The sequence below is a fragment of the Duffyella sp. Ts4 genome (genome assembly GCF_051851875.1).
Lineage (GTDB): Bacteria > Pseudomonadota > Gammaproteobacteria > Enterobacterales > Enterobacteriaceae > Duffyella > Duffyella gerundensis.
In genome coordinates, this window is record NZ_JBLYPN010000018.1 from 20712 (window position 1) to 36567 (window position 15856).

The 15856-nt window shown below is 55.3% G+C and carries 16 protein-coding genes and 3 tRNA genes; 9 read left to right on the forward strand and 10 right to left on the reverse strand.

The features are described from left to right. Positions 1 to 4: 4 nt before the first annotated feature. From truC to syd, 3 genes are all read right to left on the reverse strand, one after another. Positions 5 to 784, reverse strand: a complete 780-nt coding sequence (truC, locus tag ACJY2L_RS18160) for a tRNA pseudouridine(65) synthase TruC (RefSeq protein ID WP_067433282.1) — start codon at positions 782 to 784, stop codon at positions 5 to 7. After that, the gene (locus tag ACJY2L_RS18165) at positions 784 to 1113 is read right to left on the reverse strand and encodes a YqcC family protein (protein WP_067433283.1); all 330 of its coding nucleotides are present in this window, start codon (positions 1111 to 1113) and stop codon (positions 784 to 786) included. The genes truC and ACJY2L_RS18165 overlap by 1 nt, the downstream gene beginning before the upstream one ends. Before the next feature lie 593 nt (positions 1114 to 1706). Then, positions 1707 to 2258 (reverse strand): SecY-interacting protein, encoded by a 552-nt coding sequence (gene syd / locus ACJY2L_RS18170; RefSeq protein ID WP_067433284.1) that lies wholly within the window; start codon positions 2256 to 2258, stop codon positions 1707 to 1709. A gap of 65 nt (positions 2259 to 2323) precedes the next feature. Between syd and queF the strand changes: the two genes are divergently transcribed. The 3 genes from queF to xni all read left to right on the forward strand — a co-directional run bounded on the left by queF (position 2324) and on the right by xni (position 5492). Further along, on the forward strand, positions 2324 to 3166 hold the full coding sequence (queF, locus tag ACJY2L_RS18175; RefSeq protein ID WP_439213866.1) for an NADPH-dependent 7-cyano-7-deazaguanine reductase QueF: 843 nt from the start codon (positions 2324 to 2326) through the stop codon (positions 3164 to 3166). A gap of 168 nt (positions 3167 to 3334) precedes the next feature. Beyond that, entirely contained in the window at positions 3335 to 4699 is a 1365-nt protein-coding gene (gene ppnN, locus ACJY2L_RS18180; RefSeq protein WP_439213864.1) for a nucleotide 5'-monophosphate nucleosidase PpnN, read from the forward strand. A gap of 37 nt (positions 4700 to 4736) precedes the next feature. Continuing rightward, positions 4737 to 5492 carry a flap endonuclease Xni gene (gene xni / locus ACJY2L_RS18185; protein ID WP_225701392.1) on the forward strand — a complete coding sequence of 252 codons (756 nt, stop codon included), beginning with the start codon at positions 4737 to 4739 and terminating at the stop codon, positions 5490 to 5492. Positions 5493 to 5523: 31 nt separating this feature from the next. Here the strand turns inward: xni and rlmM are convergent, their stop codons facing one another. From rlmM to ACJY2L_RS18205, 4 genes are all read right to left on the reverse strand, one after another. Then, positions 5524 to 6624 carry a 23S rRNA (cytidine(2498)-2'-O)-methyltransferase RlmM gene (gene rlmM, locus ACJY2L_RS18190; RefSeq protein ID WP_067433293.1) on the reverse strand — a complete coding sequence of 367 codons (1101 nt, stop codon included), beginning with the start codon at positions 6622 to 6624 and terminating at the stop codon, positions 5524 to 5526. Beyond that, entirely contained in the window at positions 6617 to 7012 is a 396-nt protein-coding gene (locus ACJY2L_RS18195) for a DUF423 domain-containing protein (RefSeq protein WP_439213863.1), read from the reverse strand. Before ACJY2L_RS18195 ends, rlmM begins: the two co-directional genes overlap by 8 nt. Positions 7013 to 7059: 47 nt before the next feature. Continuing rightward, positions 7060 to 7977 (reverse strand): transcriptional regulator GcvA, encoded by a 918-nt coding sequence (locus tag ACJY2L_RS18200; RefSeq protein ID WP_439213861.1) that lies wholly within the window; start codon positions 7975 to 7977, stop codon positions 7060 to 7062. Positions 7978 to 8313: 336 nt separating this feature from the next. Continuing rightward, positions 8314 to 8538, reverse strand: a complete 225-nt coding sequence (locus ACJY2L_RS18205) for a YgdI/YgdR family lipoprotein (RefSeq protein WP_067433305.1) — start codon at positions 8536 to 8538, stop codon at positions 8314 to 8316. Positions 8539 to 8732: 194 nt separating this feature from the next. On the opposite strand from ACJY2L_RS18205, the gene csdA reads away from it, so the two are divergent. Then, on the forward strand, positions 8733 to 9938 hold the full coding sequence (gene csdA / locus ACJY2L_RS18210; RefSeq protein ID WP_439213859.1) for a cysteine desulfurase CsdA: 1206 nt from the start codon (positions 8733 to 8735) through the stop codon (positions 9936 to 9938). Positions 9939 to 9940: 2 nt separating this feature from the next. Beyond that, a complete protein-coding gene (gene csdE, locus ACJY2L_RS18215; protein ID WP_439213858.1) occupies positions 9941 to 10381 on the forward strand; it encodes a cysteine desulfurase sulfur acceptor subunit CsdE in 441 nt (146 codons plus the stop codon). On the opposite strand, the gene tcdA is transcribed toward csdE, so the two are convergent. Next, on the reverse strand, positions 10378 to 11184 hold the full coding sequence (gene tcdA / locus ACJY2L_RS18220) for a tRNA cyclic N6-threonylcarbamoyladenosine(37) synthase TcdA (protein ID WP_067433313.1): 807 nt from the start codon (positions 11182 to 11184) through the stop codon (positions 10378 to 10380). The two genes, csdE and tcdA, sit on opposite strands and share 4 nt — an antisense overlap. 45 nt (positions 11185 to 11229) lie before the next feature. Next, positions 11230 to 12378, reverse strand: coding sequence for a murein transglycosylase A (gene mltA, locus ACJY2L_RS18225; protein ID WP_439213856.1), 1149 nt, complete (start codon positions 12376 to 12378; stop codon positions 11230 to 11232). 212 nt (positions 12379 to 12590) lie between these two features. Between mltA and ACJY2L_RS18230 the strand changes: the two genes are divergently transcribed. The 3 genes from ACJY2L_RS18230 (at position 12591) to ACJY2L_RS18240 (ending at position 12941) form a co-directional block, all read left to right on the forward strand. After that, a tRNA-Met gene (locus ACJY2L_RS18230) sits at positions 12591 to 12667 on the forward strand. Between the two features lie 60 nt (positions 12668 to 12727). Then, positions 12728 to 12804, forward strand: a tRNA-Met gene (locus tag ACJY2L_RS18235). Positions 12805 to 12864: 60 nt separating this feature from the next. Next, positions 12865 to 12941, forward strand: a tRNA-Met gene (locus tag ACJY2L_RS18240). 80 nt (positions 12942 to 13021) lie between these two features. Here ACJY2L_RS18240 and amiC read toward each other — a convergent pair. After that, positions 13022 to 14260, reverse strand: coding sequence for an N-acetylmuramoyl-L-alanine amidase AmiC (gene amiC, locus ACJY2L_RS18245; protein ID WP_067433316.1), 1239 nt, complete (start codon positions 14258 to 14260; stop codon positions 13022 to 13024). Between the two features lie 220 nt (positions 14261 to 14480). Here amiC and argA point away from each other — a divergent pair, with 220 nt between their 5' ends. Continuing rightward, on the forward strand, positions 14481 to 15836 hold the full coding sequence (gene argA / locus ACJY2L_RS18250) for an amino-acid N-acetyltransferase (protein ID WP_173645377.1): 1356 nt from the start codon (positions 14481 to 14483) through the stop codon (positions 15834 to 15836). Positions 15837 to 15856 lie beyond the last annotated feature (20 nt).

Below are 15856 nucleotides of genomic sequence, written 5' to 3' on the forward strand. Positions count from 1 at the left end.
CTCCTCAGGGTAATGCGATATCCTGGCCTGCCGACGGCGTAATTTCAACCCGAGGGAGATCGGGGAGAAGCTGCTGCCAGCCAAAATGCGTCATCATCGTTTGCCAGACACCATCAAGCCCGGCGGTAATGCACAGTGGCTCACCGGTTACAGGGTGCGTTAATGCAAGTTTACTGGCGTGCAGCATGAGCCGATTGCAGCCCCAGTGCTCGGCAGCGGCGCGATTCTGTTTGAGATCGCCGTGATTGGTATCGCCAATAATCGGATGGCGTAAGTGCACCAGATGGCGACGCAGCTGGTGTTTACGGCCGGTTTTTGGCTTCAACTCAACCAGGCTATAGCGCGCGCTGTCGTAGCGCCCGACCGCAATGGGCATTTCTACCCTGGCCAGCCCGCGATAATGAGTCACCGCAGGCTGCGGCAGACGATCGGCGGAGGCAAACTTATCTGCCACCTTGTCCAGCTCTTCCACCAGCGGGTAATCCAGCAGCGCTTCATCCTGCAGCCAGCCGCGCGTCAGCGCATGGTAGGTTTTTTCGATTTGATGCTGCTCAAACTGCTGCGACAGCAGCCGACCCACTTCACTCGACAGGCCCATCAGCAAAACGCCGGAGGTCGGACGATCGAGACGATGCACGGTAAACACATGCTGACCAATCTGGTCGCGCACCGTCTGCATCACTACCACTTTTTCTTTGCGATCCAGCCAGCTACGATGTACCAACCAGCCAGCGGGTTTGTTCACCGCGACCAGCCACTCATCCTGATAAAGAATCTCCAGCATTAAGCCTGACCGTCCGTAAATACTGCATCCAGACGATTCAGCACCAGCAGCAGTTCGGTGCGGCCACTGAGATCGGCCTCCAGCGCCATCTCGTAATAAGGCACAATGGCAAAGCTGCCCGGCAACGGCCGTTGCGCATCCAGCAGCGCACGCATCCGCGGAATTAAGATCCATTGCAGCCACTCAAGTGCATGCATGGTATCGACGCAGAAAGGCTCCACGCTGGTGAAAGCGGCTGCGTCAGGCGCTGCGGTGCGCCACAGATCATATTTTTTTAGCACCTGCTCAATCTCATTCAGATAAGCGGCGACTTGCTGTTCAGGCGTCAAAAGCATCTCCGGGGGAACAGATTTGGGGGCGAAAAGGATAGCACTGGTCGGCCAAAATCAGCATAAAAAAAGGGAGCACTGTAAAAACAGTGCTCCCGGTTCGTTTGTAGACGTCCTGCTACGCTTATGCTCCCTGCTCGTCCATGAAAACTTTTCCTGCGTGACATCCTGCCACTCTCGTCATCATGACCTGTATTCCTTTAGCATCCTGGCCCACCGCACATTCCGTAGCGGCTCTCATTCTCCATCCTGGAGGTGTCCTTTATCCTCATCCTGAGGTGTCCTGCTTCAACCCTGAAGCCTTCCTTGAGGCGCGTATCCTTCTGCGATCCGCTTCTTCATCCTGAATCGACATCATCCTGATGCCGCTTAATCCCGGTGGTCTCCTGACCGACCTGCAACATTCTGCCAGACTCTTATAACGACACAAGGTAACGAATAATTTAACGATAAGTGCTTACAGGTTAGCAAATCGTCACGCTTATATAATTTTTTGATTTATTTACATTTTTGTAACGTCTGAAGAATTAAACCCAGCATTATTTTGGCGATCTCTCACAAGCTATGTGCGAGATCTCTTACAAAGCATATAGCTAAAGGCTTACATCTGGCTGGAGGGCATTTAAAAAGGAGGGCACATCTTCAGACAATATCTCACGCTTATTGGTTCCCAACTGTTCAAGAATAACCTCACCGCGGAGATTACACAGCGAAACCACTTCCAGCTCTGAATCTGTGGTCGCGATAAACAGCGTGGGTGACTGCTTCAGCCGGCGCTTCATCACCAGGTGGCCGATCAGGTTTTCCTGTATGCGAATAAAATCGTCCTCGCTCCACACCTGCAACAGCGTAAGCGGGCGCGTACCAAGGCGTGCCGTCATATCACCAGCAAACTGCGTGGTATACCAGGCGGTAATGGCTGGCTGAAGTGCGAGATCGAGAGCATGAGAAACCGCATCAAGGTTCTGTGGCAGTGTAAACGGCTGGGGCTGCCATAAGACGCTCGTCTCACGCGTAGTTATAATACAGGATGAAGGCACGCTGTAAAGCGCTTCGCTCTCTGGCGCATGACCGTATTGCTGCTGCCACTGCTGGCAATAATTTGTTGTAAAATTTCGCAGCGCATTTGCCGTTTCAACCATCATTAATTTTCTCACTCCACAGGGGTACGTTACACTTAACCCCTTATTTCTGATTTTCGGTAACCGTTATGTCTTACGACAACCATCAGGCGCTAAACAGCCTGACGCTGGGCAAGCCCACAGCCTACCACGATATTTATGATGCCAGCCTGTTGCAGGCGGTGCCACGCAGTATGAATCGTGAACCGCTGGGTCTCTATCCCGAAAGCCTGCCCTTTCAGGGCGCCGATATCTGGACGCTGTATGAGCTCTCCTGGCTGAACAGTAAAGGCGTGCCACAGGTAGCGGTCGGCGAAGTGGTTCTGGATGCCAGCAGCCAAAACCTGATTGAATCCAAGAGCTTCAAACTCTACCTCAACAGCTTCAACCAAACCAAATTTGCTGACTGGGGCAGCGTCCGCACCACGCTGGAACGCGATCTCTCCGCCTGTGCGCAGGGCGACGTTAGCGTGGCACTGTTTCGTCTGCAGGAGGTCGAAGGTCAGCCGATTGGGCACATGGCCGGCGTCTGCATTGATGAGCAGGATATCACTATCGATGATTATCAGTTCAACACTGACTATCTCGACAACGCCACGCGTAGCGAAGTAGTGGAAGAGAGCCTTGTCAGCCATCTGCTGAAATCAAACTGCCTGATTACCAATCAACCAGACTGGGGTTCGGTGATGATTCGTTATCGTGGGCCGCGCATCGATCGCGAAGCGTTACTGCGCTACCTGGTCTCTTTCCGTCATCACAATGAGTTTCATGAGCAGTGCGTTGAGCGCATCTTTAATGATGTACTGCGCTACTGCAAGCCAGAGCAGCTCACGGTTTATGCACGCTACACACGGCGTGGCGGCCTGGATATTAATCCCTGGCGCACCAACACGCCGTTTGTGCCCTGCCGTTCGCGTCTGGTCAGGCAGTAATTGCGAGAAGCCTCGCAGCGCAGTGCGATAGCGTTGTTAAAGCGCTGGCAGGACGGTTAACCTGTTTATCACAGCGGCCTTTTGCCGTCAGAACAAGGATTTCGCTGCCGCGCGTGAACCTCGTCCGGCAGCGACAACTATCACCGAAACGGGTGCAAAGGAGTTTATTTGATTACGCATATCAGCCCTCTTGGCTCAATGGATTTACTTTCGCAGCTTGAAGTCGACATGCTCAAGCGCACCGCCAGCAGCGATCTTTACCAGCTTTTTCGCAACTGTTCGCTGGCCGTCCTGAATTCAGGTAGCCAGACCGACAGCAGTCAGGAGTTGCTGTCGCGCTTCGAGGATTTTGATATCAACGTGCTGCGCCGTGAACGCGGCGTGAAGCTGGAGCTGATTAACCCGCCGGAAGAGGCGTTTGTCGATGGGCGTATTATTCGCTCGCTGCAGGCTAACCTGTTCGCCGTGCTGCGCGATATTCTGTTTGTAAACGGTCAGCTCAACAGCAATTTGCTGGAACAACAGCAAGATAACAACACATCGGCGTATATCACCAATCAGGTCTTTTCCATTCTGCGCAATGCGCGCGCGCTTCATGTCGGCGAATATCCCAATACCGTGGTGTGCTGGGGCGGCCACTCAATCAATGCGGTGGAATACCAGTATTGCCGCAACGTGGGTTCGCAACTCGGCCTGCGCGAATTAAACATCTGTACCGGCTGTGGGCCGGGCGTGATGGAAGCGCCGATGAAAGGTGCGGCGGTCGGCCATGCTCAGCAGCGCTATAAAGAGAGCCGTTTTATTGGTTTGACCGAGCCTTCAATTATCGCCGCTGAACCGCCTAATCCGCTGGTGAATGAGCTGATTATCATGCCGGACATTGAAAAACGTCTGGAAGCCTTTGTGCGCATTGCGCATGGCATCATTATTTTCCCTGGGGGCGTGGGCACGGCGGAAGAGCTGCTTTATCTGCTGGGCATCATGATGAACCCACATAATAAAGATCAGGTGCTGCCGCTGATTCTGACCGGACCCAAAGAGAGTGCGGATTACTTCCGTGGTCTGGATGATTTTATTGTCAGCACGCTGGGTGAACAGGCTAAACGTCACTACACCATCATCATTGATGACGCCGCTGAAGTGGCTCGCCGCATGAAGCAGGCAATGCCGCTGGTGAAAGAGCATCGCCGCGAAACCGGCGACGCTTACAGCTTTAACTGGTCGATTCGCATCGCTCCCGATCTCCAGCAGCCGTTTCTGCCAACGCACGAGAATATGGCGAACCTTAATCTTTATCCTGACCAGCCTGCGGAACAGCTTGCCGCCGCGCTGCGGCGGGCGTTCTCCGGCATCGTGGCAGGTAACGTTAAAGAGATGGGCATTCGCGAAATTCGTGAGAAAGGTCGCTATAAGCTGCACGGCGACGCGGCGATCATGCATCGCATGGATGAATTGCTGCAGGGCTTTGTCGCGCAGCACCGCATGAAACTGCCGGGCACGGCTTATATCCCGTGCTACGAAATCATCAAATAACCGCAGGCGGGCAGCAGGATGCTGCCCGAAACCGATCATGACGTTTCATCTGTTAATCGTCGATGCGCTGAACCTTATCCGTCGCGTCCACGCCGTGCAGGGTTCCCCCTGCGAAGAGACCTGTGTTGGCGCGCTGCGTCAGCTGCTCAACCATACTCAGCCGACTCATGCCGTGGCGGTTTTTGACGACGATCGCCGTTTACCCGGCTGGCGTCATCGCCTGCTGCCTGATTACAAAGCGGGCCGCCCGGCCATGCCGGACGATTTGCAGCGTGAAATGCCCGCGCTGCGTGCGGCCTTTGAAAAGGCGGGTGTTGCATGCTGGACGGCGAATGAAGATGAGGCTGACGATCTGGCGGCCACGCTGGCGGTGAAAATGGCGGCCCTGGGTCACCGCGCCACCATCGTCTCTACCGATAAAGGCTATTGCCAGCTGCTGGCACCGGCGATTCAGATCCGCGACTATTTTCAGAAGCGCTGGCTGGATATGGCATTTATTGAAAAAGAGTTTGGCGTGGCGCCGCATCAGCTGCCCGACTATTGGGGGCTATGCGGCATCAGCAGCAGCAAGATCCCGGGCGTTGCCGGTATCGGTCCAAAAAGCGCGCAGCAGCTATTGCAGCAGTTTGGCTCACTCGCCGCCATCTGGCAGCAGCTGGAGGCAGTACCCGATAAATGGCGCAATAAGCTGCAGGACCAGCAGGAGATGGCGCAGATTTGCCGACAGGTGGCAACGCTGCGCGCTGATTTACAGCTGGCAGGCAATTTGAAATCCCTGCGTCTGGCACCCTGAATAGCAGGCTCGGCCTGCTGTTCAGCAACCTTTAGCGCTCGTCGCGACGGCCCGGCGTGGCGCTCCAGATGCGACGGATATGCACCGTCACTTCCTCACGATCGTGATAAAGCTGGCGGGCATGAATTTGTGCGTTGATGCCTTTTTCCTGCAAACGCTCCTGAATCAGCTGCAGGTTTTGCGACACCTCTTCATAGCGCTTTTTCATCGGTAATTTAAGGTTGAAGATCGCCTCACGACACCAGCCATTAACCAGCCAGTCAGCCATCAGGTTCGCCACGCGCACCGGTTTTTCAACCATGTCGCAAACCAGCCAGTAAATGTTGCTGCGCGTTGGGCGATAGCGAAAACCATCTTCTTTGTGATGGGTCACCTGGCCGGTGTCCATCAGGCTCTGCGCCATCGGTCCATTATCCACCGAGTGCACCATCATGCTGCGTTTCACCAGCTGATAGGTCCAGCCGCCGGGGCAGGCACCGAGATCCACAGCATACATGCCGCTCGCCAGACGCTCATCCCACTCGTCGGCGGGAATGAAAATATGAAATGCCTCTTCCAGCTTTAACGTTGAACGGCTCGGCGCATCGGACGGAAACTTCAGGCGTGGAATGCCCATAAAGAACGGCGAATTATTTTCCGGCAGCGAATAGCCGACGTAACAGGTGCCCGGTGCGATAAAGAACACATGCACCACCGGCCGTTTCGCGCTCTCATAGTTGAGCAGGATTTTGTTGGCACGCAGGCTCGCGCGCAGCGGCACGGTAAATTTGCGGCAGAACTTCAGCAGTTCTTTGGCTTCGTTGGTATCAGGCACCTCGACGCGTAGGTCGCCGCCCTTCTCAACCGCTCCGGTCAGCATGCCGGTCACCGGCGTGATGCGATCCTCGCTGGGCAGATCGCGCAGCAGTTCGCCGACCACCACCATCTGACGGGCAAAAATCAACGACTGAAACGGCAGCTCACGCAGCAGCTTCTCCGCTTCACCCTGCTGATAGCATTCAAACAGCACGTAACCGGACTGCTCTTTCACGCGAGCAAAGCCGAAGACGTTCCGCTCCGCGGCTTTGGCCGTAATCTCAGCCGCGCACTCTTTCTCAAAGCCGGAACGGCAATACAACAACACTTTATTCATGGCGATCTGCCTTTTTTTTCAGACGCAGCGCGCCAATCAACATCAAAAACCAACCGATAAGCAGGCAAAAGCCGCCAACCGGGGTGATAAATACCAGCATATGCAGGTGAGAGAGCGCCAGACAATAAAGGCTACCGCTGAACAGCACGGTGCCCAATGCCAGCAGCGCGCTGCTCCAGTAAAACCAGATATTTGCCCGACGTAACATCGCGGCAGCGAGGCCCATCATCGCCAGCGTATGGTACGCCTGATACTCAAGACCGGTGTGGATCCACGCCATTTCGGTTGGACCCAGCGATTTGCTCAATACATGTGCGCCAAAGGCGCCAAACGCCACCAGCAGAAAGCCACTGATGGCGGCAAAGATGAATGTGGCACGACTGGACATCAGACTATCCTCAACACAGCACGCCATCCCGTGGCGCACCGAAATAATTAGTGTTCGTAGCGAAAGCGGAACTTTTCCTGTTCGCTGGCGGCCTTGGCCAGAATCCACTGCCGAAAGGCGGCTATTTTACCCAGTTCTGCCTGGCTGTCATGACAAACCAGATAAAAAGCATTTTTGCTCACCAGCACATCATTAAAGGGACAGACCAGTCGGCCCGCTTCCAGCTCGGTTTGCGCCATAACGTTATTGGCCAGCGCAATGCCCTGACCATGAATCGCCGCCTGGAGCACCATGGCGCTGTGGCTAAAGATCGGTCCCTGCTGCACATTAATATGCTGCAAACCCAGCTGGCGCGTATAGGCCAGCCAGTCACGGCGCGAGGCATCATGTAGCAGCGTGACTTGTGCAAGATCGGCAGGCGTTTTCAGCGCGCGTTCGCCAATCAGCAGCTGAGGCGAACAGACCGGCAGCAGATATTCGGCATAGAGTTTTTCCGCGCGCAAGCCTGGCCAGTTGCCACGACCATAAAAAATTGCCACGTCGACATCGTCCGCCAGCTTCTCCTCTTCGCGGTCAACCGCCTGGATGCGCACGTCGATGCCCGGATAAGCTGAATTAAAGCTGGTTAGCCTCGGCACCAGCCACTGAATGGCAAAACTGGGGGGCAAACTGACGGTCAATGCGCCTTTTGCGCTGCGCGCCTGGAGCTTGCGGGTCGCATCATTCAGCGCGGAGAAGATCTCTTTGATATCGAGATAGTAGCTTTGGCCCTCTTCGGTCAACAGCAGCGAGCGATTGCGCCGCCGAAACAGCTTCAGGCCAAGGAAATCCTCCAGCGATTTAATCTGATGGCTTACCGCAGCCTGAGTCACAAACAGCTCTTCAGCCGCTTTAGTAAAGCTAAGATGTCGGGCTGCGGCGTCAAAAACGCGCAGTGCATTGAGTGGTGGAAGACGCTTAGACATAGTTCCCGCGCAGACGATAGAGGCAAAACCAGATGAACTGGCAAGGTTGCGTTACGTATTAGATTTTTTTATCCGAGGCATTATAAATTGTCCGTTGAGGAAGCTCCAGCAAATACCTATAGTTGCGCCACTTCCGGAGCCGGAACGAAAAGTTTTTGCAGATTTGTGCGAGAGATCGCGGAAAGAAGAGAGACTTTTGGCTTGTGGTTGTGATGTTGTGTTTGCATTTTTGATCTGACATTTTCAGATCTGATTTTTCTTCCTGTAGATTTATCCTGTCTGTCCATAGTGATTTAATACAGCACCGCAAATTGCGGTGCTTTTTTTTTGCTGCGATTACTGTCCGGTTTCAACCATCTCTTTTACGTCTGAACGGTTGATCTGCTGCTTGTTGCCATTGGCATCTTTATAGCTGATCATACCGGTATCGCTATCCACGACTGGCTTGCCATCGGCAACAATGGTGCGTCCATCATTGGTATGCATCACATAGTTGCTTGAACAGGCAGCCAGGGTAAAAGTCATGGCACACGCGGCTAACACTGCGGCGAATTTTTTCATTTTCTATTTCCTTGTAGATAGATTGCGATAAACCACCCGCTAAATGCGCACGCGAAAAGGAAAAATCCCTTTACAGACAACAGCATTTTGCGGCGGGAAAAAGTTTACACCTTGCATCTAACAGCATAACCCGCTTTTTCAGCTTTGCCAGTTGCCGCGCCATACGTACTGAGTTCCTTACCGACGAGCAGGATATGACACCCTTCAATCCAGTAACATTTCGCAGCCAGTTTCCCGCCCTGCACGATGCTGGCGTTTACCTTGATAGCGCCGCCACCGCCCTGAAACCGCAGGTTGTCATTGATGCGACACAGCAATTTTACAGTCTCAGCGCTGGCACCGTGCATCGTAGCCAGTTCGCGGAGGCGCAAAAACTGACCGCACGTTATGAACAAGCACGTGGCCAAATCGCCGACCTGATTCATGCTGCCAGCCCGCTGGAGATCGTCTGGACGCGCGGCACCACCGATGCGATCAATCTGGTGGCAAACAGCTGGCTGCGCCCTCGTTTACAGTCGGGCGATGAGATTTTGGTTTCCCGCGCAGAGCATCATGCCAACCTGGTGCCGTGGCTGATGCTGGCGGCGCAAACCGGCGCTCGCGTCGTGGAATGGCCGCTGAACGCGCAGCTGCTGCCCGACATGACTCTGCTACCGACGCTGCTAACCGCTAAAACGCGGCTGCTGGCGGTCAGCCAGATGTCTAACGTGACCGGCGGCGGCCCCGATCTCGCGCAGGTGATTGCGCTGGCGCACAGCGTGGGTGCCAAAGTAATGGTGGATGGCGCGCAGGGCATCGTGCATAACGCGCCCGACGTTCAGCAGCTGGATATCGATTTCTACGCGTTTTCCGGTCACAAGCTTTACGGGCCGATGGGCATCGGCGCACTGTACGGCAAGGCAGCACTGCTGGAGGAGATGCAACCTTCGCAGGGTGGCGGCAAAATGTTAACCGACGTCAACTTTACCGGCTTCACGCCGCAGCCGGTGCCGTGGCGCTTTGAAGCGGGCACGCCCAACGTCGCTGGCGTGATTGGCCTGAGCGCAGCGCTGGAATGGCTGCAGACCATCGACATGGCCGGTGCCGAACGCTGGAGCCAGCAGTTGGCCAGTCAGACAGCTGAACAGCTGGCGCAGATTGCCGGTTATCGCAGCTTTCGCTGCGGCAATTCCAGCCTGCTCTCTTTCACCATTGATGGCGTACACCACAGCGATATCGTCACGCTGCTGGCGGAGAGCGGTATCGCACTGCGCGCCGGTCAGCACTGTGCGCAGCCATTGATGGCGGCGTTAGGCGTGAGCGGCACGCTGCGGGCATCTTTTGCCCCCTATAATAATCAGCAGGACGCAGAGGCGCTGGTTAGCGCGCTGTATCACGCACTGGACATACTGGCAGACTAGAGATGACAACCCTGATTGCACCGCACCCCTTCGGCACCCTGCTCACCCGTGACGCACTGGAGGCGAAATTTGACGCCTGTCGGCTGTGGGAAGAGAAATATCGTCAGCTGATTCAGCTGGGCAAGCAGCTGCCTGCGTTGGCAGAGGCGTTAAAAACAGCAGAGATTGAGCTTAGCGGCTGTGAAAATCGCGTCTGGCTGGGCCATCAGCGTCTGACAGACGGCACGCTGCATTTTTACGGTGAGAGTGAAGGACGTATCGTGCGCGGGCTGCTGGCGGTGTTGCTCACCGCGGTTGAGGGTCAAACGCCGGATACGCTGCTGGCGCAGGATCCGCTGCTGATCTTTGATCGCCTTGGGCTGCGTGAACAGCTCAGCGCCTCACGCAGCAGCGGCCTGCAGGCGCTGGCCGCTGCGGTGATCGCGGCCGCACACGCGCATTAAGCCTGCGCTGCGCGCTGGCGCGCCAGCAATTTTTTCAGCGCATGCGACACGGCGACAAAGCCAAAGGTCGCCGTCACCATCGTAGCGGCACCGAATCCTGAGGCGCAATCCATGCGTTTTGGCCCTTCTGCGGTGCTGCGTGAAGCGCACACTGAACCATCCGGCTGCGGATACATCAACGCCTCGGTAGAAAACACGCAGTCGATACCCAGCCGGCCTTTGCTGTTCTTCTTGATGCCAAAATCCTGCTTCAGACGCTCACGCAGCTTTGCCGCCAGCGGATCCTGAATGGTTTTTGCCAGATCGCTGACCTGAATTTGCGTGGGATCGATCTGTCCGCCCGCGCCGCCGGTGGTCACCAGCGGAATTTTGTTGCGGCGACACCAGGCCAGCAGCGCGGCTTTTGGCCGCACGCTATCGATGGCGTCGATCACGTAGTCAAACGCCGGTGCCATCAGCTCAGCGGTATTGTCTGGCGTAATAAAATCATCAACGCAAATCACGCGGCATTCCGGGTTAATTTCGCGGATGCGTTCCGCCATCACCTCGGTTTTCGCCTTACCGACGTTATCGCGCAGCGCGTGAATTTGTCGGTTGGTGTTGGTGACACAGACGTCATCCATGTCGATCAGCGTCAGCGTGCCAATGCCGGTCCGCGCCAGCGCTTCCGCCGCCCACGAACCCACGCCGCCAATGCCCACCACACAGATGTGCGCATCAGCAAATCGTTGCAGCGCATCCTGACCATACAGGCGCGCCGTACCGCCAAAGCGTTGCCGCCAGGCTTCAGAAATCAGAGTCATAATTACCTTCAGAGGCTGCGGGCAGAAAGCCCGCAGCAGAGAACATTACAGAGCGTTGCCAGAGAGCAGCATACCATTACTTTTTTGCTGGTTGCTGAACAGTAATTGCCCTGCGCCAGGCGCAGAGCGCAGCACCCAAACGCGGCCATAATGGTTATAGAAGCCGGCCATATGTCCGGCATCAGTGCCAATACCCTGATAGATATCGAAATGCTGTCCTTTAATCGCGCCGCCGACATCCAGTGCCACCATCAATCGCATCTCATAGCGACCGTTGAACTTCCCTTTTTGATCCAGCAACGGCACTTCCGCCAGCAGCACGGTGCCTGGCGGCAGCAGCGCGCGATCGGCAGCCACAGACGCTTTGGCAACCAATGGCACGGCGCTGGCACCGCGAACCGGCGCAAAGTTTTCCGGCTTGAAGAAAACAAACGACGGGTTAGTTTCCAGCAGCTTGCGCACATCCGCTGCGCTATGCTCTTCCGCCCATTTGCGAATCGCCTGCATCGACATATCTTCGCGCTTCACTTCGCCGCGATCGATCAGCTCTTTACCGATGCTGTGATAACCCCAGCCATTTTTCCCGGCGTAGCCAAAGAAAGTCAGCGGGCGACCATCACCATAATCGACGTAGCCACTGCCCTGCACATCCATCATGAAGTTGTCGATCAGTGAGTTGCTGTAGCCCGCAATATAACGTTCATCGATGGCACCGCTGTAAATCTGCGCACGGCTGGGCAGCTTTCTTCCTTTACTGCGCGGCGGCATGCGGTAGATCGGATACTGGAATTCACCCTGACGGGTATAGCGCGCCTGCACCACCGGCGTGTAATAGCCGGTGAACTGCACGTTACCGTAATTGTCGACGCCTTCCATCTGGAACGCATCCAGCCCGAACTGGCGAAGCTGACGCGTATCGGCGCCCGCCATCAGCCAGCTTTCCACTGCGCTGTAGGTGCTGCTCTGTCGGGAATAGAGCGATGAGGAGGCGAATTTGATCTGCCCCACCTGATCGCCAAAATCTTTGCCGTTCACCGGTCGTCCTTTGGCGTTAGGCTGATTCACCAGCGCCAGCGGTTGATGCAGTTTTCCGTCTTTATATTGCTGACCGCGATCGGTCGGTTTTGACGAACATCCCGCCAGTAGCGCCAACAGCGCGCCAGTAAATGCAAGCTTTGCCCAACGTCCTTTCATTGCGTTCTCTTTATTGCTGATGGTGGCTGATAAATGCAGGCTGAAGATAGCAAAGAGCCGCGAGGATTTAAACGCATCGCCGGGCCGCAACGAGAAATTGCGCAGAAAAAAATCGTATTGACGATAAAGCCAACACTCTGTTCCCGTTTGTTAATTTATGCAAAAAAAGGGTTGCGTCATAACGCCGAAAGAGTATAGTGCGCTTCCACGGACGCGGGATGGAGCAGCCTGGTAGCTCGTCGGGCTCATAACCCGAAGGTCGTCGGTTCAAATCCGGCTCCCGCAACCAACTCACGAAAGTGAGCGCAGTAAAGAAACAAGCTGTTGTGATGGAAGCAACAGACACGGACGCGGGATGGAGCAGCCTGGTAGCTCGTCGGGCTCATAACCCGAAGGTCGTCGGTTCAAATCCGGCTCCCGCAACCAACTCACGAAAGTGAGCGCAGTAAAGAAACAAGCTGTTGTGATGGAAGCAACAGACACGGACGCGGGATGGAGCAGCCTGGTAGCTCGTCGGGCTCATAACCCGAAGGTCGTCGGTTCAAATCCGGCTCCCGCAACCATTTAAACACCCAATCGGGTGTTTTTTTGTATCTGAAATTCGTCATACCACCTGCCGTTCAGGGCTTCCCTGCCCATCTCACTACTTATGCGCCGCGCCCGATGCCACCCAGGCTTTGATGCCAGCCAGAATCGCCTCTGCCACCTGCTGCTGATAACGCGTGGTGCGCAACTTCCGCTCTTCGGCAACGTTACTGATAAATGCGGTTTCCACCAGAATCGACGGAATGTCCGGCGCTTTCAGCACGGCAAAGCCCGCCTGATCAACAGTGCGCTTGTGCAGATGATTAATTTTTCCCATTCTGGCCAGCACCTCTTTACCCAGCTTCAGGCTGTCGGTGATAGTTTGCCGCTGCACCATATCCAGCATGGTGTGATCGAGATAGCGATCGCCGCTCATGCTGACGCCGCCAATCAAATCCGCCTCGTTCTGTGACTGCGCCAGAAAACGCGCTGCGGCTGAGGTCGCACCGCGGGTCGACAGGGCAAACACCGACGAACCGCGCGCCGCCCGGCTGGTAAACGCATCCGCATGGATCGACACAAAGAGATCGGCACGCTGTTTGCGTGCCTTTGCCACCCGGACTTTTAGCGGAATGAAGACATCTTCGTTGCGCGTCATGTAAGCGCGCATCTTCGGCTCTTTGTCGATCAGCGCCTTGAGCCGCCGTCCGATTTTCAACACGATATCTTTTTCGCGCGTTTTGTATTTGCCGTGTGCGCCCGGATCTTCGCCGCCGTGACCCGGATCGATCATGATCACAATCGGCCTGTCGCGCCCCGCTTTGCCTGGCAGCGGCGCACTGACCGGCTGGGTTTTCTCCAGGTCGCCCTGGTTATAATCTTTCAGCAACGCGAGCAAGGGGTCGTCATGCGCCACTTCAGTTTGCGCGTAGAGATCGACCACCAGTCGATGGCGAATACCGGCCACTGGCGCCAGGGTGAAGATCTTCGGCGCCACGCTGCGCTTCACCTGAAATACGATGCGCACCGTATTGTGATTAAATTGCCCGACTCGCGCCTCTTCAATAAAGGGATCGTCGCTGCGCACCAGTTTGCTCACGCCTTTCAGCACGTGGTTCAGCTGCGCATGCTCAATGTCGATCACCAGCCGATCGGGATTACTCAGGAAAAATTGCTTATATTTCAGCGGAACCGTCGATTCCAGCGTAACGCGCGTATAAGTTGAGGAAGGCCAGATGCGAATAGCCACCACATGGCTGCTGGCCGCCAGACCATCACGACTGATGGTTAACATCCATGCGGCACCAATGCCTTGCAGTAATCGTCGTCGGGATAAAACAGGGGTTGATTCGGACATGCCACTCCATGCTGCTGTGTACGTCTAAAAAATCGCCAACAGAAAAAAAATCAAAGCGGAACTTTAACGAATCTCAATTTTCAAGTCATCCCAAAATTGCCAGAAAATGCAGACCGTTAGCGCGGCGGAGCGGAGTTAACCGTTGCGCCGCCAGCTGAATTGGCACTTGCAAAAACCCTCACAAAAGAATAAAAATACAAAAAATACGAATAAAAATGCAATGAGGTTGGCCGTGAAGGAACGTAGTACTGAACTGGTTCAGGGTTTTCGCCATACCGTTCCCTATATCAATGCCCATCGGGGCAAAACCTTTGTCATCATGCTGGGTGGCGAGGCGATCGAGCACGAAAACTTCTCCGGAATCGTCAATGATATTGGCCTGCTGCATAGCCTGGGTATCCGGCTGGTGGTGGTTTATGGTGCACGTCCGCAAATTGACGCTAATCTCGCGGCACATCAGCTTGAGCCGCAATATCACAAACATACGCGCGTTACCGATGCGCAATCGCTTGAGCTGGTCAAGCAGGCCGCCGGGCGTTTGCAGCTCGATATTACCGCCCGCCTTTCAATGAGCCTGAACAATACGCCGCTGCAGGGCGCGCATATTAATGTGGTCAGCGGCAACTTTATTATTGCCCAGCCGCTGGGCGTGGATGACGGCGTGGATTATTGTCACAGTGGCCGTATCCGTCGCATCGATGAAGAGGCGATTCATCGCCAGCTGGACAGCGGCGCTATCGTATTGATGGGACCGGTTGCGGTATCGGTGACCGGCGAAAGTTTTAATCTGACCTCAGAAGAAGTGGCGACACAGCTGGCGATCAAACTTAAGGCAGAGAAGATGATCGGCTTTTGCGCCGAACAGGGCGTCACCAATGATGATGGTGAAATTATCTCTGAGCTCTTTCCTGCCGATGCGCAGCAGCGTATTGACGTGCTGGAAACGCGCCACGACTATCTCTCGGCCACGGTGCGCTTTCTGCGCGGCGCGGTGCGTGCGTGCCGCAGCGGCGTGCGGCGCAGTCATCTCATCAGCTATCAGGAAGATGGCGCGCTGCTGCAGGAGCTGTTCTCACGCGACGGTATCGGCACGCAGATTGTGATGGAATCGGCAGAGCAGGTGCGCCGGGCCACTATCAACGATATTGGCGGTATTCTTGAGCTGATTCGTCCACTGGAGCAGCAGGGTATTCTGGTGCGCCGCTCGCGTGAACAGCTGGAGATGGAGATTGATAAATTCACCATTATTGAGCGTGATAATTTAACCATCGCCTGCGCTGCGCTCTATCCTTTCCCGGAGGAGCAGATTGGCGAAATGGCCTGCGTGGCGGTGCATCCCGATTACCGCAGCTCATCGCGTGGCGAAATGTTGCTGCAACGTGTGGAGATGCAGGCGCGCCAGATGGGCTTGAAAAAACTGTTTGTGCTGACCACGCGCAGTATTCACTGGTTTCAGGAGCGCGGCTTTACGCCGGTGGATATTGAACTGCTGCCAGAAAGCAAAAAAGAGATGTACAACTATCAGCGCCGATCCAAGGTGTTGATGGCCGACCTGCGTCAGTCGAGCGCCAGATGATAAAAAAAGGCACCCTGTGA

Excerpts from the sequence above, each read along its gene's own strand:
- mltA (WP_439213856.1), bottom strand. The coding sequence starts at position 12,378 with ATGAAAGGACGTTGGGCAAAGCTTGCATTTACTGGCGCGCTGTTGGCG.
- amiC (WP_067433316.1), bottom strand. The coding sequence starts at position 14,260 with ATGTCCGAATCAACCCCTGTTTTATCCCGACGACGATTACTGCAAGGC.
- ACJY2L_RS18205 (WP_067433305.1), bottom strand. The coding sequence starts at position 8,538 with ATGAAAAAATTCGCCGCAGTGTTAGCCGCGTGTGCCATGACTTTTACC.
- ACJY2L_RS18200 (WP_439213861.1), bottom strand. The coding sequence starts at position 7,977 with ATGTCTAAGCGTCTTCCACCACTCAATGCACTGCGCGTTTTTGACGCC.
- ACJY2L_RS18195 (WP_439213863.1), bottom strand. The coding sequence starts at position 7,012 with ATGTCCAGTCGTGCCACATTCATCTTTGCCGCCATCAGTGGCTTTCTG.
- syd (WP_067433284.1), bottom strand. The coding sequence starts at position 2,258 with ATGATGGTTGAAACGGCAAATGCGCTGCGAAATTTTACAACAAATTAT.
- xni (WP_225701392.1), top strand. The coding sequence starts at position 4,737 with ATGACGTTTCATCTGTTAATCGTCGATGCGCTGAACCTTATCCGTCGC.
- queF (WP_439213866.1), top strand. The coding sequence starts at position 2,324 with ATGTCTTACGACAACCATCAGGCGCTAAACAGCCTGACGCTGGGCAAG.
- argA (WP_173645377.1), top strand. The coding sequence starts at position 14,481 with ATGAGGTTGGCCGTGAAGGAACGTAGTACTGAACTGGTTCAGGGTTTT.
- rlmM (WP_067433293.1), bottom strand. The coding sequence starts at position 6,624 with ATGAATAAAGTGTTGTTGTATTGCCGTTCCGGCTTTGAGAAAGAGTGC.
- csdA (WP_439213859.1), top strand. The coding sequence starts at position 8,733 with ATGACACCCTTCAATCCAGTAACATTTCGCAGCCAGTTTCCCGCCCTG.
- csdE (WP_439213858.1), top strand. The coding sequence starts at position 9,941 with ATGACAACCCTGATTGCACCGCACCCCTTCGGCACCCTGCTCACCCGT.
- tcdA (WP_067433313.1), bottom strand. The coding sequence starts at position 11,184 with ATGACTCTGATTTCTGAAGCCTGGCGGCAACGCTTTGGCGGTACGGCG.
- truC (WP_067433282.1), bottom strand. The coding sequence starts at position 784 with ATGCTGGAGATTCTTTATCAGGATGAGTGGCTGGTCGCGGTGAACAAA.